Annotated in this window: 12 protein-coding genes; 4 read left to right on the top strand and 8 right to left on the bottom strand. The window is 65.8% G+C overall.

Translation table 11 applies throughout. The features are described from left to right. Nucleotides 1–15: 15 nt before the first annotated feature. Together galK and galT are read right to left on the bottom strand one after the other, a co-directional pair. Nucleotides 16–1,161, bottom strand: coding sequence for a galactokinase (gene galK / locus ACLQ7E_RS06750; RefSeq protein ID WP_411731805.1), 1,146 nt, complete (start codon nt 1,159–1,161; stop codon nt 16–18). An 11-nt stretch (nt 1,162–1,172) separates the two neighbouring features. After that, entirely contained in the window at nt 1,173–2,309 is a 1,137-nt protein-coding gene (gene galT / locus ACLQ7E_RS06745) for a galactose-1-phosphate uridylyltransferase (protein ID WP_411731804.1), read from the bottom strand. Nucleotides 2,310–2,573: 264 nt separating this feature from the next. Between galT and ACLQ7E_RS06740 the strand changes: the two genes are divergently transcribed. Beyond that, nucleotides 2,574–3,350 (top strand): DeoR/GlpR family DNA-binding transcription regulator, encoded by a 777-nt coding sequence (locus ACLQ7E_RS06740; protein ID WP_411731803.1) that lies wholly within the window; start codon nt 2,574–2,576, stop codon nt 3,348–3,350. A gap of 21 nt (nt 3,351–3,371) precedes the next feature. On the opposite strand, the gene ACLQ7E_RS06735 is transcribed toward ACLQ7E_RS06740, so the two are convergent. The 6 genes from ACLQ7E_RS06735 to ACLQ7E_RS06710 form a co-directional block, all read right to left on the bottom strand. Continuing rightward, nucleotides 3,372–3,899 (bottom strand): methylated-DNA--[protein]-cysteine S-methyltransferase, encoded by a 528-nt coding sequence (locus tag ACLQ7E_RS06735; RefSeq protein WP_411731802.1) that lies wholly within the window; start codon nt 3,897–3,899, stop codon nt 3,372–3,374. Next, complete coding sequence (locus tag ACLQ7E_RS06730) at nt 3,892–5,292, bottom strand: SRPBCC family protein (RefSeq protein ID WP_411731801.1); 1,401 nt, start codon at nt 5,290–5,292, stop codon at nt 3,892–3,894. Before ACLQ7E_RS06730 ends, ACLQ7E_RS06735 begins: the two co-directional genes overlap by 8 nt. Nucleotides 5,293–5,323: 31 nt before the next feature. Beyond that, entirely contained in the window at nt 5,324–6,844 is a 1,521-nt protein-coding gene (locus ACLQ7E_RS06725; protein WP_411731800.1) for a S10 family peptidase, read from the bottom strand. Nucleotides 6,845–7,007: 163 nt separating this feature from the next. Then, the gene (locus ACLQ7E_RS06720; RefSeq protein ID WP_411731799.1) at nt 7,008–7,385 is read right to left on the bottom strand and encodes a DUF4282 domain-containing protein; all 378 of its coding nucleotides are present in this window, start codon (nt 7,383–7,385) and stop codon (nt 7,008–7,010) included. 116 nt (nt 7,386–7,501) lie between these two features. Beyond that, on the bottom strand, nt 7,502–9,019 hold the full coding sequence (gene putP / locus ACLQ7E_RS06715; protein WP_411731798.1) for a sodium/proline symporter PutP: 1,518 nt from the start codon (nt 9,017–9,019) through the stop codon (nt 7,502–7,504). Nucleotides 9,020–9,198: 179 nt separating this feature from the next. Further along, nucleotides 9,199–10,143, bottom strand: coding sequence for a LysR substrate-binding domain-containing protein (locus ACLQ7E_RS06710; protein WP_411731797.1), 945 nt, complete (start codon nt 10,141–10,143; stop codon nt 9,199–9,201). A gap of 228 nt (nt 10,144–10,371) precedes the next feature. Between ACLQ7E_RS06710 and ACLQ7E_RS06705 the strand changes: the two genes are divergently transcribed. From ACLQ7E_RS06705 to ACLQ7E_RS06695, 3 genes are all read left to right on the top strand, one after another. Continuing rightward, nucleotides 10,372–13,908: a bifunctional proline dehydrogenase/L-glutamate gamma-semialdehyde dehydrogenase gene (locus tag ACLQ7E_RS06705; RefSeq protein ID WP_411731796.1), complete on the top strand. Its 3,537-nt coding sequence runs from the start codon at nt 10,372–10,374 to the stop codon at nt 13,906–13,908. 216 nt (nt 13,909–14,124) lie between these two features. Beyond that, nucleotides 14,125–14,343: a hypothetical protein gene (locus tag ACLQ7E_RS06700; protein WP_411731795.1), complete on the top strand. Its 219-nt coding sequence runs from the start codon at nt 14,125–14,127 to the stop codon at nt 14,341–14,343. Further along, nucleotides 14,344–14,769: a PIN domain-containing protein gene (locus ACLQ7E_RS06695; protein WP_411731794.1), complete on the top strand. Its 426-nt coding sequence runs from the start codon at nt 14,344–14,346 to the stop codon at nt 14,767–14,769. Nucleotides 14,770–14,817 lie beyond the last annotated feature (48 nt).

Genomic DNA, 14,817 nt, shown 5'->3' with positions numbered 1-14,817 from the left:
GCTCGAAGAGAGTCGTCACTGGCGTCGTGCCCCGGGGCCGGGTACCACGGAGAAGATTTCCGGGGTGATGTATCCGGCCTCGGCAAAGGCGCGCCGCACCGCCGCGGCCACGCCCTCGGCACGCGAGGCCTCGAGCAGCGCGATCGCCGATCCGCCGAAGCCGCCGCCGGTCATGCGCGCACCAATGGCGCCGGCGGCCATGGCGGTGTCGACGGCCAGGTCCAATTCATCGCAGGAGATTCCGAAGTCGTCGCGCATCGAGGCGTGGCTGGCGAGCAGGAGCCCGCCGATGGCCACTGGTCCACGGCGTTCCAGCAGTTCGACGGTGTCCAGCACCCGCTGGTTCTCGGTGACGATGTGCTTGACCCGGCGGTAAATCTCCGGTGCCAAGGTTTCCCTGGCTTCGTCCAGCCGCTCGATGCCGACATCGCGCAGGGCGGTGACGCCCAGTTCCCTGGCGCCCCGCGTGCAGGCGAGCACCAGTTCCTTGTAGCCGCCCGAATCGTGCGAGTGGCTGACCCTGGTGTCAATGACCAGGACCTGCAGGCCGTTGGCCGCCAGCGGCAGAACGACCTGGCGGGCCTCCCTGGTGCGGCAATCAAGGAACAGGGCATGGTCGGGGGTGCTCAGCAGCGAGGCCGATTGGTCAAGGATGCCGGTGGGCGCCCCGACGAACTCGTTCTCCGCCAACTGGCAAATCAGCACGAGCTCCTCACGCGTTAGGCCCAGACCCAATTGCTCGTTCAGGCCCAACGCCACGGCGCATTCGATGGCGGCCGAGGATGACAGGCCGGCACCGACCGGAACCGTCGAATCCAGCAGGATGTCCGCGCCGGGCAGGGCAAAGCCGCGTTGTTCCATCGCCCAGAAGACCCCAGCAACGTAGCGGGCCCAGGGGTCCACCATGGAGGGAACCAGGCCGGTGGCTTCCGCCTCGACCACCTGCCCGCCGCGGGTCGAGGCAATGCGCAGCAGCCGCCCGGACTCCTCGGGGCGGATCCTCAGCCCGATGCCCGCCACCTTGTCGATGGCGAACGGCAACACGTAACCCTCGTTGTAGTCGGTGTGTTCGCCAATGAGGTTCACCCGTCCCGGCGCGGCAAAGCACGCCTCGGGGGCGAGGCCGTAAAGGGCGGTGAAGGCGTTTGCCAGGGTGGTCATTGAATCGTCCTTCACAGGGCGTGGGCGTGGGATTCGAGGCGCGCGGCGGCTTCGCGCAGGGACTCGGCGGTGTCTTCGGGGGTGACGTCCCCGATGAAGGCTCCCATGGCGGCCTCGGACCCGGCAAGGTACTTGAGCTTGTTTTCGGCTCGTCGCGGCGAGGTCAACTGCAGGTGCAGCCACGCCTCGCCTCGGTGCTCATGGTACTTCGGGGCCTGGAACCAGCCGGCGATATACGGAGTGGGGGTGGGATAGAGCGCATCCACGGTGGAGAGCAACCGGTGGTACATCGATGCCAGCTCGTCGCGCTCGGGGCCCGTGAGTTCGCCGAGGTCGGCCACCTGGCGATGCGGCACCAGATGCACCTCGATAGGCATGCGGGAGGCATAGGGAACGAAGGTCGTGAAGTGGGTGCCACGCTCAAGGATGCGCCGCCCGTCCGCGACCTCGAAGTCAAGCACGTCGGCCATGAGGTTGCGCCCGGTGCGTGTTTGGTGTGCGGCCGCCCGCGCCAGGTGGTTTTCGGTGCGCGGGGTGACGTAGGGGTAGGCGTAGAGCTGTCCGTGCGGATGGTGCAGCGTCACCCCGATGTCGGCGCCGCGGTTTTCGAAGGGAAAGACCTGCTCGACACCCTCGAGTCGACCCAGCTCCCGGGTGCGGTGTGCCCAGGCCTCGATCACGGTGCGGATGCGGCGAATCCCGAGGGAGGCCAACGAATCGGTGTGTCCGGGGCCGAAGGAGATGACCTCGCAGCGGCCGTGGGACGGGCGTGCCGCGCCGAGCTCGACCGGGGAATCGACTGAGTGCTGTTCGGGCCCGAAGGAGGGGAACCGGTTTTCAAAGACCACGACGTCGTAGGCGTCGGCCGGGATTTCACTTGCCATTTCCGGGCGCGTGGGACACAGTGGGCATTCGCTTGCAACGGGCAGGTGCGTGCGTGTTTGGCGGTGCGCGGCAAAGGAAATCCATTCGCCGCTCAGGGCGTCGTAGCGCAGCTGCGATGTCGCCGGACGGGCCGGCAACTCTCGGGTGTCCGGCGGTGCCAGGAAACCAGCGGGAGCATGGCCACCGTCGAAGAAGTACAGCAGCTCACGTCCGTCAGCAAGTTCGGCACGAACGGGGTGCGACGGGTTCGGATTCTGCTCCACGGCGTCTCCTGGGTGATGTGCGAAAGGGATTAAATTCAAACAAATTCGATCATATTCTATCGGAAAGCGACGCGACGCGGAAGGCCCGAGCCTTCAGGTTTCGGCGATCCCTGCCGGTCAGTCGTCGACCCAAGCCAGGGCCCCGCGGAAACCCGAGGACGGTTGGCAGGACATATTTCGCGCAACTTCGAACATATTCCCACGTGCCGTGTTCGTTTCTCGCTACCATGGAGGGCAAGCAAACGCCCGACCGAACGGATCGCCATGACAGAGATGCTGGCCAGTGCCCGGCAGCAGCGCATCATCGATGCCCTGCGCGAACGCGAGCAGGTGCGTGTCACCTCCCTGGCTTCGGAGCTGGGCGTCTCGGAGATGACGGTGCGACGCGACCTGAACGCGCTGGCCGCCCGCGGCGCCCTGGTCAAGGTCCACGGCGGGGCCACGCTGGATGCCGCCCCGACCAGCAACGAGCCGGGGTTCACGCACAAGCTGGCGCTGGAGTCCGGGGAAAAGCAGGCCATTGCCCACGCTGCGGTCAAGCTGATCAGGCCGGGCATGTCCATCGCGCTGAACTCCGGAACCACCACCTTCGCCCTCGCTGCCCAATGCACCGGCATCAAGGACCTGACCGTGGTGACGAATTCTCCACGGATCGCCGAGGTCTTCTATGCTGCGGCGAACCCGAGCCAAAACATCATCCTCACCGGCGGGACCCGCACCGTCTCCGACGCCCTCGTGGGGCCGCTGGCGCTCTCGGCCCTGGGCCAGCTGCACGTGGACCTGCTCTTCCTGGGCGTGCACGGCATGACTGCCGAGGACGGGTTCACCACGCCCAACATGCTCGAGGCACAGACCAACCAGGCGTTCATCAAGGCCGCGGCACGGCAGATCATCGTGGCCGACCACACCAAGTGGGGAGTGACGGGGCTGTGCCAGATTGTCCCGCTGTCCCAGGTCGATGCGCTGATCACCGGACCCCGGCTCGAGGCGGAAGCGCAGGAAATCCTGCGCCAGTCCCTCGACACGCTGATCCTCGCCTGAGGCGGGGAGACGGGGACCCCCTTAGAACAAGGTAGCCTCGGCCTCGGGCAGGATCCCCTCATGGCGCAGCAGGAATTCCTTGGCGCCCAGCCCGCCGGCGTATCCGGTCAATGATCCGTCGGCGCCGATGACCCGGTGGCACGGAACCACGATCGAAATCGGGTTGCGCCCATTGGCGGTGCCCACGGCCCGGGTCAGTTTTTCATCGCCCAGCTCCAGGGCCAACTGGCCGTAGCTGCGCCAGGCGCCAAAGGGAATCCGGGCCAGCTGAGCCCACACCCGCTGCTGGAACTCGCTTCCCTGCGCATCCAGGGGCACGGCAAATGACGTCCTGGTCCCGGCAAAGTACTCGGCAAGCTCGACGGAACATTGGGCAATGAACGGGTCATCCGCCACCGCGGACAGGCGCGCGCCCAGCACCTCGGGGGCCAGCGGGTGGGCATGGTTTTCCATGTAGATCCCGGCGATCCCGCGCCCGGAGGCCACAAGCCGCAGCTCGCCAAGGGGGGAGTCCACCACGGCATGGCGCAGCAGGCGCCCGCTAGCCAAGGATCCGCCCCAGCGCTGCCTCGAAGTCCGGGAACTCGAACTCGAAGCCGGCCTCCGCCAGCACCGAGGAGGTCACATGCCGTCCGGTGGTGCCCAGCGCCGGGTCGGTGTGCAGCACCACTGCGCCCGCGGCCAACACCGGCCGCGGGGTGGGCAGCGAGAACCTGCGCAGGGGCCTGGGCGCCACCTTCGCACGCAGCGCCGCCATCATTTCGCGGTTGCGCACCGGGTGCGGGGCCGCCAGGTGGATGACACCACCGGGGAGGGTCAGGTCCCCCTCCAACCCGAGGGCGGCGCGAACGATGCGCAGCCAGTCGGCCAGATGGATCCAGCTGACCCATTGCTCCCCGCCGGCCACCGGGCCGCCAAGGCCGACGCCGGCCAGCAGCGACAGCCGGTCAACCAGGGGACTTTCCTGCTCGAAGACCAGGGAGGTGCGCAGGATGTTCAGTCGCCTGGTGTTGGCCCCGGAAGCCGCCGCTTCCCAGGGCTTGGCCACGCCCGTCATCTGGGGCAGGGCACGGGCGCCGGTGGGCAGCTCGGAGTCCTCGGAGAGTCGGTGTTCCCCCGCGTCTGCGAAGATCGCGGTGGTGCTCGATTGCAGGAATGCGGCCAGCGGGGCGGGCGCAGCACGGGAGGCATCCACCAGCGCACGGGTGGAATCGACGCGGGAGCTGCGCAGCAGGTCGATGTTGGCCTTGGTCGGCGGCAGGTCCACCAATTCCCCGGCCAGGTTCAGTACCGCGGTCTCGCGCCCGGCGCGGTACAGGACGGTGGACCAGGGGCCTTGGTTCTTCCCGTCCCACAGGACCTGGGTGAACGGGCTGTCGGCGCGAATGTTGCGGGTGAGGATGACGACCTCGTGCCCGCGGCACAATAGGTCCGCCGCGGCCCGCTTGCCCAGGAACCCGTGGCCCCCGGCAATCACGATGCGCAATTGCTGCGTAGTGGCCCCGCCGGCCAGGGCGTAGAGCCGGGCGCAGTTTTCGGCGAAGCTCGAGGCGATCGGCATGCCCCCGACGCGCGCGAAAACCGCGGACGCGGAACCTGCGACAGACACGCGCTGGGTGAGTTCGGTGCCGCCCGCCACCGCGCGCAGAGACCAGCTCACCATCAGGTGGCCGCCGGGCTGGGGCTGGCGCCAGGTGATCGAGGTGCCCTCCTCGACGCGGGTAAGCACGGCCGGAGGTGCGGTGGCCGAATGGATCTTGCCGATGAGGTTCCCGGCGGGGAGAAGGTCCAGCAGGGTCCCGGCGCTTGCGGGGACATCGTGTGGCCGCAAGCGCGCGATGGCCCCGTGCCACTCGGGAACCCGGGCCGGATCGCGCAACACCTCCCACAGGGTCGCGGGCGTAAGTGCGAGGAAATGGGTTTGCGTGCGCTGCCATGCCATGGTCCCAAGCATAGCCACCATTGCCGTGCGGCTAGGCCCGCGTGACGAATTCGGCCAGGGCCGCCAGTTGCGTGCTGCGGATGGCCGGATCCAGGTACATCATGTGCCCGGCCGCGTGGTGGTGGTGCGTGATCCGGGTCCGGGCCGCTGCCGGGACCTCCAGGTGCGCCCACACGTACTCGGCGGCGAAGTGCGGGGTGGCCCCGTCGTGATAGCCGTAGTCCACGTGCACGCGCAGCTCCGGGATGTCGATGAGCAGGCGCTCCAGGTCCCGGGTCACGTCGATCGGCTTGCCCTCGAAGCCGTCATAGCTCCAGGGGTGCACGCGGCCGGTGAGCACCTCGTAGGGCAGGTCGGATTCGTAGCCCAGTTCCGCGCGCACGTAGTGGTTGATGGCGGCGGCATAGGCAGGGGTGATGGCGCGCAGCGACGGGTCGTCCCAGGTGTGGGATTCCTGCAGGCGCGGGGGCACCCCGGTGAAGCGGCCGTCGATGCGGCCGACCATCAGCCCGTTTTCGCGCAGCAGCTCCGTGGCGAACTCCATGTATTCCCAGCGCAGGTTGGTGCGGCGGATGAAGGATTCGGACAGCGTGGTGAGTTCGGCGAGGTGCTTGACCACGCCGTCGTACTTGCGCTTGGAGAGCCGGTTGCCCAGGTGCAGCGCCACCACGTAGTCGCCGGAGGCGTAGTCCTCGGCGTCCCGCACTATCTCTTCCAGCGGCCGGTTGCCGTGGCGGCCGTGGTAGTGCGCGATCGCCGCGTAAGTGGGCAGGTGCAGGGCATAGGGGGTGTCGTTGCCCGGGGCAAAGTCCAGGGTGGAAAGGTTCAATACCGTGGAGATCAGACCCAGCCCGTTGACGGCCAGGCCGTGGGCATCCTGCAGGCGCCGGGCCACCGCCACTGCGCGCATCGTCCCGTAGGACTCGCCGATGAGGTACTTGGGGGAGAGCCAGCGCTGGTTGCGGGTGATCCACAGCCGGATGACCTCGGCCACCAGGTCGCGGTCTGACTCGAAGGAGTGGAACTCGTCGGTCGTGCCGCCGGCCACCACGCGGGAGAACCCGGTGTTCACCGGATCGATCATCACCACGTCGGCATGCTCAAGCAGCGATTCCGGGTTGTCGATGACGCCGTAGGGTGCCGGGACCATGTTTCCCACGTCCCCGGAATCGACGATGCGAGGGCCGAGCAGTCCCATGTGCAGCCACAGGCTGGCGGAACCGGGGCCGCCATTGAAGGCGAACACCACCGGGCGGCGGTTGGCCGAGGGCGGGCCGGCCGGTTTCTTGGCGCGGGGCTTGGCGCCCTGCCCGGCGGCGGGGGCTTCCTCGGTGTCAGCGGTGTAGGATACCAGGAAGATCTCGGCCTTGGCGTTGAACCCGTCGGCCTTTCCCTCGGCGTCCTCTTCCTTGCGCAGCACCATGCGGCCGGTGGTGCTGGTGTAGCGCAGCCCGGAGGCGGTGCGGTGGCTCCGGGTGACAAAGTCGTCCACGGCATCGGGCTTGGGCGTGGTTTGGGGCGCGGTCGGGGAGGTTGCGGAAGCATCAGGCATGCCAAGATCCTACCGCCGAGTTCCTACGTTTCGCAGTGAGTCCCGGGCAGCCGGCGCAGGGGGAACCTGGTAGGCAATTTGGGCAAAACAACGAGGGCGGTGGATCGACCGGCGCCTGCGCGCCCGCCGATCCACCGCCCCCATCGTGGCGTGGTTGCCAGCCTTAGGCCTGCGGGGCGTTCCCGTAAGGGTTTGCCGGGGGAGCGGTTGGACCGCCCGGGTAGGTGCCGCCGTCGTGTGGGGTGGCCCCCGGGGCGTTGCCGCCGGCAAGTCGCACCAGTTCACCGGTGTTCTGGGCGGTGCGGATCGTGGCGATCAGCGATTCCAGGCCCATGCGCGCCAGGGCCAGGTAGATCAGGACGACCAGCGGGCCGACGATGATCAGGGCGAAGAAGCCGAAGGCAACCTGTCGAGTGGCAAATGCGGAAATCACGATGCCCAGGTACAGGATGCCCAGCCCGATGGTGATCAGGATGTAGACGATCTTGACGAGCTTCGGGGTGACGAAGCTGTCGAAGTTGAAATCAAAAAGTGCCTTCACGGGTGAGGCTCCCTTTCTTTGTACAAGAGATTGATGATCTGTCGCTCCTAGTCAAACACAAGGAACCCCCTCACCGAAACCGGTGAAGGGGTTCATGTCGCAGCATGATGCGTTGGCTAGGAAACGACGTAGGGAGCGTTCTCCTCGATTTCATTTTCCATTGCGGTGAACTCTTCCTCGATGGTCGCGTTGTGCTTGTATGTGGCACGCGAGACCAGTACGGCAACGATGAGGTTCAGCACGAAGCCCGGAACAATTTCGTACATGTTAGAGGCGAGCGCGTCGATGTTGCCCCAGACGAACACGGTCACCGCACCGGTGAGCATGCCCGCAAGCGCGCCGGTGGAGGTGAGCTTGCGCCAGTAGAGGCTCAGCAGCACGATCGGGCCGAACGCGGCGCCGAAGCCTGCCCAGGCGAAGGAAACCAGGTCCAGGATGCTGGAGTCTCGGTTCAGTGCCAGTACCGCGGCGACAATTGCCACGACTAGCACGCCGGAGCGGCCGAGCATGATCTCGCGCTGGGGGCTCAGCTTCTTGCCGGCAATGTTGTACAGGTCCTCCACCAGGGCCGAGGAGCACACGATCAACTGCGAGGACATGGTGGACATGATGGCAGCCAGCACCGCGGCGAGCACCAGACCGGCCACGAAGGGGTGGAAGAAGATCTGGCTCAGCAGCAGGAAGACGGTCTCCGGGTCGGTGATTTCCTTCTCCGGACTGCCGGCGAAGTAGGCGATGCCGACCAGGGCGGTGACGATGGCGCCGATGGCGGTGAGGACCATCCAGCCGATGCCGATGCGGCGGGCGGTCTTGGCCTCGGACGGGGAGCGCAGGGCCATGAAGCGCACGATGATGTGCGGCTGGCCGAAGTAGCCCAGGCCCCAGGCTGCTGTGGAGAAGATGGCCACTGCCGCCAGGAACCCGTTCGTGGTGTTGAAGCTGGAGAACAGGTTCAGGGCCTCGGGGTTGACGTCCTTGATCCTGGTGACCAGATCTCCGGGGTTGCCCATCTGGAAGATGGCGACAATCGGAACGGCGATCAGAGCGGCGAACATCAGCAGGCCCTGGGCCACGTCGGTGAGGGTGGCGCCGAGGAATCCGCCGAATAGCGTGTAGAGCAGGGTGACGGCGGCGACCACAAACAGGCCGGTGAAGTAGTTCCAGCCGAAGGATGACTCGAAGAACTTGCCCGCGGCCACCATGCCCGAGGAAACGTAGAAGGTGAAGAACGCCAGGATGATCACCGAGGCGCCGATGCGCAGGAAATGGCTGTTGTCCTTCAGGCGCTTCTCAAAGAAGCTCGGGATGGTGATGGCGTTCTGCGCCACCGCGGTGTAAGAGCGCAGTCGCGGGGCCACGAACTTCCAGTTCAGCCAGGCGCCGATGGTCAGGCCGATGGCGATCCAGGCCTCGATGAGACCGTTGAGGTATATGGCGCCGGGCAGGCCCATCAGCAGCCAACCGGACATGTCCGAGGCGCCAGCAGACAGGGCTGCAACCCCCGGCTTCAGCCCGCGACCCGCGAGCATGTAATCGTCGATGTCGTTGGTGCGCTTGAAGGCAAAGTAGCCGATGCCGAGCATTGCTGCGAGATACACCGCTATCGCTATCAGCTGGAATGTTGAGTCGGACATGTTGTGGACCTCATGAAGGTTGGGCGAGCCGGGGAAGGGTGATCCTCGGCGTGTTTGCTGTCAGGGGCATGGTTGCACTGCCCCGTGGGACGTGCCGTTCGTTCGCAACCGACCTCGAGTATGACAGGAAAATTCGGTGTCGCGTGGCCGCTCTCACCCCGGCGTTACCTGTTTGTGACCTAAGTTACAACCTCCGGGTCGGTGTCCTGCGGTCCCGGAAGTGCGGCCGCCTGGGCGTGCAGGGCGCTGCGGACCGCGACCAGCCCCGGGTGCTGGGTGGAGGAGTGGCGCACGGAGGTGAAGATGGTGCGTTGTGGCGCCCCGGGCAGATCGACGATGCGCAGCTCGCGCTTGCGCGCGGTCCAGACCAGGTCCGGCAGCAGCGCCACGGCATTGCCGGATTCGACCAACCTGACGTGGGCCTGCAGGTCGGCTGTTTCGTAGCGCACGTCGGGTTCGAAACCGGCCATGCGGCAGGCCTGCTCGGCCCAGTGGCGCGATGCGGCACCGCGCGGTTCCATGACCCAGGGCAGGCCGGCGGCGGCCTCGATTGAAGTGACGTGGTGGAACTCGGCAGGCATCGCTTCGTCCCGGGCCGGCAGGGCCAGACGGATGGCGTCGTGGGCCAGGATCTTGCGGTCCAGGGTGGCATAGTGCGGGGCCGCGTGCCCGGGGTATTGCTCCGCGACGACCAGGTCGAAATCCCTCGCCCACGTCTCACGAAGCGCAGTTTCCGGTTCGTGCTGCACCATCTCCACCCGCAGGTGGGGGAAGTCCTGGCGCAACTCGCGCAGCACCGAGGGGATCAGTGAAAGGACTGCGGTCTGGAACACCGCCAGGCGCACCGTGCCGGCAACTGCCTGCTGGGTGGAGGCCAGGTCGGCCTCGGCCCGTTCCATGGAATCGAGCAGCTCGTCGGTGTGGGCCACCAGGACCTCGGCCTGCGGCGTGAGCTGCAGGCGCCGCCCGACCTTGCGCAGCAGCTTCACGCCTGTCTCCTTTTCCAGCAGGGAAAGCTGCTGGGAGATCGAGGAGGGGCTGTAACTGAGCGCGTCCGAGACCTCGGCAATGGTGCCGCGGATGCTCAGCTCTCGCAGCAACCGCAGGCGGCGGATTTCCAGCATGGTCGACTCCTTGTGGTGCCGGGTGATCGTGGTGGATCACGGTGGTTGGTGACACCCCAGAATACATTGGCAAACCCGAAGTAAAACCTTCGGTTTTGTTCACTTTTGCTGAATGGATGATTCGGGTCATACTGTCTGGTGAACCCCGCCTATCAATGCGACACCATACGTGTGCAAGATGGGTAGTGGTAGCTCCCCAGCCACCCTTTCTTCCTAGGAGAAGCAGCCGTGTCCCAATCGACTTCGCACGTGCGAGTAATCCCACCGGCCCAAGACGCCGATGGCACCCCCCTGGTCCGCCCGCAGGACCTGGCCGACGAAACCATCAAGTTGGTGCGCCATTGGCTCACCGAGGGCTCGAAGGTCCCGGTGGATGCCTCCGCCGCACAGTTGGCCGGCGTGTTGAAGGACCCCAACGGCCTGGACTTCACGGTCGGCTTCGTCGACGGCGTGATCCGCCCCGAGGACCTGAAGGTCGCCGCCCGCAACCTCAAGTCCCTGGCGCCGAAGGTCCCCTCCTTCCTGCCTTGGTACATGAAGTCCGCGGTAGCACTCGGCGGCACCATGGCCCCGATCCTCCCCGGCATCGTCGTCCCCATCGCCCGCAAGGTGCTGCGCGAGATGGTCGGCCACCTGATCATCGACGCCACCGACGCGAAGCTCGGCGCCTCGATCTCCAAGATCAGGAAGGAAGGCATCGACCTCAACGTCAACCTCCTGGGCGAGGCCATCCTCGGCGAGGGCGAAGCCGCCCGCCGCCTCGAGGGCACCCACAAGCTGCTGGCACGCGACGATGTCGACTACGTGTCCATCAAGGTTTCCTCCACCGTGGCCCCGCACAACCACTGGGCCTTCGACGAGGCCGTCGAGCACATCATCGAGAAGCTCGTCCCGCTCTACCGCCTGGCCGCCACCTCCGCGCCCAAGAAGAAGTTCATCAACCTGGACATGGAGGAGTACAAGGACCTGGACCTGACCATTGCGGTCTTCACCAAGATCCTTGACCGCGCAGAATTCCGCGACCTCGAGGCCGGCATCGTGTTGCAGGCCTACCTGCCGGACGCCCTCTCCGCCATGATCCACCTGCAGGAATGGTCCGCCCAGCGCACCGCCATCGGGGGAGCCCCGATCAAGGTGCGCGTCGTGAAGGGTGCAAACCTTCCGATGGAGCAGGTCGAAGCGAACCTCCACGGCTGGCCGGTTGCCACCTGGAACACCAAGCAGGACTCGGACACCTCCTACAAGTCGGTGCTGGATTACGCGCTGCGCCCGGGACACGTGGAGAACGTGCGCATCGGCATCGCCGGGCACAACCTCTTCGACGTTGCCCTGGCCTGGCTGCTGGCCCAGGGTCGCGGCGTCACCGAAGGCATTGAGTTCGAGATGCTGCTGGGCATGGCCACCGGCCAGGCCGAGGCCGTGCGCAAGGACGTCGGACGCCTGCTGCTCTACACGCCGGTCGTTCACCCGGGCGAGTTCGATGTGGCCATCGCCTACCTGATCCGCCGCCTCGAAGAGGGCGCCAGCCAGGAAAACTTCATGTCCGCCGTCTTCGAGCTGGACAAGAACGAGGCCCTGTTCGAACGCGAAAAGAACCGCTTCCTGGCATCCCTGGCGGACCTGGATGACAGCATCCCGGCCCCGCACCGCATCCAGGACCGCAACGTGGTCGACACCGAGGCCATCGAGGCCAAGCTGGCCGGCCTGGCCGATGGCACGCTCGACTTCGAGAACACCCCGGACACCGACCCTGACCTTCCGGGCAACCGCGCCTGGGGCCGCGAAATCGTCAACAAGATGGTCGACTCCACGCTCGGTACCGAATCGGTGGCAAAGTCCCTGATCCACACCGAGGACGAGCTGAACAAGGTCGTTGAGACCGCAGTTGCAGCATCGGAATCCTGGGTTGCCATGGGTGCCGCGGCCCGCGCCGCCATCCTGCACCGGGCCGGTGCCGCACTCGAGGCGCGCCGCGCCGAACTGCTTGAGGTCATGGGCTCCGAATGCGGCAAGACCCTGGACCAGGGAGACCCCGAGGTCTCCGAGGCCATCGACTTCGCCCACTACTACGCACAGCGTGGATTGGAACTGGAGAACGTCGACGGTGCCACCTTCGTGCCCTCGAAGCTGACAGTCGTCACCCCGCCGTGGAACTTCCCTGTCGCCATCCCTGCCGGATCCACCCTGTCGGCGCTTGCTGCAGGTTCCTCCGTGATCATCAAGCCTGCGGGCCAGGCAGCGCGTTCCGGCGCCGTCATGGTTGAGGCCCTGTGGGAAGCCGGCGTGCCGCGCGATGTCCTGCAGCTGGTTCAGCTTTCCGAGCGCGACCTGGGCACCGAGCTCATTTCGCACCCGAGCGTTGACCGCCTGATCCTCACCGGCGGCTACGAGACCGCCCAGCTCTTCCGTTCCTTCCGCAAGGACCTGCCGTTGTTGGCAGAGACCAGTGGCAAGAACGCAGTCATCGTCACCCCGAACGCCGACCTGGACCTGGCGGCGAAGGACGTCGCGGCTTCCGCCTTCGGCCACGCCGGCCAGAAGTGCTCGGCCGCCTCGCTGGTGATCCTGGTGGGCTCGGCAGCGGAATCGAAGCGCTTCCACAACCAGCTGATCGACGACATCCGTTCGCTGAAGGTCGGATACCCGCAGGACCCGCAGACCCAGATGGGCCCGGTCATCGAACCCGCACAGGGCAAGCTGCTGCGCGGACTGACCATCCTGGGCGAAGACGAAAAGTGGGTCCTCGAGCCCAAGCAGCTCGACGACTCGGGCAAGCTGTGGAGCCCAGGCGTACGCTCCGGCGTCAAGCGCGGTTCCGAGTTCCACCTGACCGAGTACTTCGGCCCGATCCTTGGCGTCATGACCGCCGAGACCCTCGAAGAGGCAGTCTCCATCGTCAACGACATCGACTACGGTCTGACCTCCGGCCTGCACTCGCTGGATTCCGATGAGATGGGCTACTGGTTGGAGAACATCCAGGCCGGCAACCTCTACGTCAACCGCGGCATCACCGGTGCCATCGTGCAGCGCCAGCCGTTCGGCGGCTGGAAGAAGTCGGCCATCGGCGCAGGCACCAAGGCCGGCGGGCCGAACTACCTGGTGGGCATGGGCTCCTGGGAGGACGCCCCGGTGGCACAGGCCGGCCAGCTTTCGGCAGCGTCCACCGCACTGCTGAATGCTGCACGCGGAACCGACATCGCCGAGGGTGATCTGGCTTGGCTTCAGGGCGCACTTGCGTCCGATGCGACCGCATGGACCACTGAGTTCAACACCGCCAAGGACGTCTCCGGCCTTCACGCGGAGCGCAACGTGTTCCGCTACCGCGCCCTGCCGGTGACGGTTCGCTTCGAGAACGAGACCTCGGGCCACGGCATCGCCGAGCTTGTTCGCGTCGTTGCCGCAGGCATCGCCGCCGGTTCCCGCGTCACCGTTTCCTCCGCAGTCGAGGTCCCTGCCGCGATCCGCACGGTGCTCGCAGAATCCTCCGCCACCGTCGTGGTTGAGGACGGCCAGGCCTTCGGCGCCCGCGCCGCACGCCTTGCAGCCAAGACCGGCCCGGATTCCGCAGCCCGCATCCGCCTGATCGGCGGCTCGGTCATGGACGTTGCCGAGGCCACGAACGGCAAGCCGGATGTTGCCATCTACGGCAACAACGTGGTCTCCGCAGGTCGCGTGGAGATGCTGACCTTCCTGCACGAGCAGGCAGTCGCCATCACCGCGCACCGCTTCGGCACCCCGAACCACCTGAGCGACTCGGTCATCTAGGTAACCGACTCCTCACGACGGAGGCCCGTGGTGTTCCCTTGCGGGGAGCGCTACGGGCCTCCGCTGGTTTGGTTCCATGCTCGGCGGGCGGGTGCAGCTGACCTTAAGCCGCCGTGGTTGCCACATCTGGTTTTCATGGCCAGGGCACCCCTTTCCCAAACGACCGCGGCTCTATATAATTGCCTATATAAGCGAACCGTAGGGAGTGTGGTTTCAATGGCAATCACTTCAGTCGATGTCGATAAGGCCAAGATCGAGGAAGCGAAGGCAATCTTGTCGGCTGGCTCCGCTCGGGAGACGATCGATAAAGCACTCGATGTCGTTTTGGCGTTGCATCACCAGCGGCTTGTGCTGGACGAAATGAAGGCAAATCCTCTCACCTCTGAGCACTGGCGGGCAACCATTATCGACTACTCCGATACCGCTGTCGCATAGGTGCGGGCTCCTGCGCTGTCGCTCCCTCTATACATAGTTGATGCGAGTGCTTGGTCGCGCTACGGAACAAGAATCGCGGTCACTGAGTACATCGATGAGGTTGTGAGTCGCGGCTTGATCATGACTTGTCCGCCAGCCTCGCTGGAATACTGCTTTATGGCGAGAAACAAGGCGGAACACGATGTCTTTCGGTCACGCATGGCCAACTTTAAGCAGCCCGATCGGCATCCAGCGGTATCAGACGTACTTGCGATCCAGTCTGCACTTTGGGGCAGCGGGCTCGTCCGTGCTGCAGGGTCCTTGGATACATTGATCGCTTCCTATGCTTTGCTGCACAACGCGACCATCATCTCCTGCGATCGGGATTATGCGCATATCTCAACAGCTCTTGATGGTGCGCTGAACTACGTTCACCTCCATCCGTAGCTCCTGCCAGGTGCAGACCTTTGGAATGTGATATCGGCGAGCTGCCGG

Origin of the sequence: Paeniglutamicibacter sp., assembly GCF_046714615.1 — a bacterium.
Taxonomy (GTDB): Bacteria; Actinomycetota; Actinomycetes; order Actinomycetales; family Micrococcaceae; genus Paeniglutamicibacter.
This window is presented reverse-complemented; position numbering and strand designations above follow the sequence as displayed.

Excerpts from the sequence above, each read along its gene's own strand:
- galK (WP_411731805.1), bottom strand. The coding sequence starts at position 1,161 with ATGACCACCCTGGCAAACGCCTTCACCGCCCTTTACGGCCTCGCCCCC.
- ACLQ7E_RS06740 (WP_411731803.1), top strand. The coding sequence starts at position 2,574 with ATGACAGAGATGCTGGCCAGTGCCCGGCAGCAGCGCATCATCGATGCC.
- ACLQ7E_RS06730 (WP_411731801.1), bottom strand. The coding sequence starts at position 5,292 with ATGGCATGGCAGCGCACGCAAACCCATTTCCTCGCACTTACGCCCGCG.
- ACLQ7E_RS06725 (WP_411731800.1), bottom strand. The coding sequence starts at position 6,844 with ATGCCTGATGCTTCCGCAACCTCCCCGACCGCGCCCCAAACCACGCCC.
- putP (WP_411731798.1), bottom strand. The coding sequence starts at position 9,019 with ATGTCCGACTCAACATTCCAGCTGATAGCGATAGCGGTGTATCTCGCA.
- ACLQ7E_RS06710 (WP_411731797.1), bottom strand. The coding sequence starts at position 10,143 with ATGCTGGAAATCCGCCGCCTGCGGTTGCTGCGAGAGCTGAGCATCCGC.
- ACLQ7E_RS06700 (WP_411731795.1), top strand. The coding sequence starts at position 14,125 with ATGGCAATCACTTCAGTCGATGTCGATAAGGCCAAGATCGAGGAAGCG.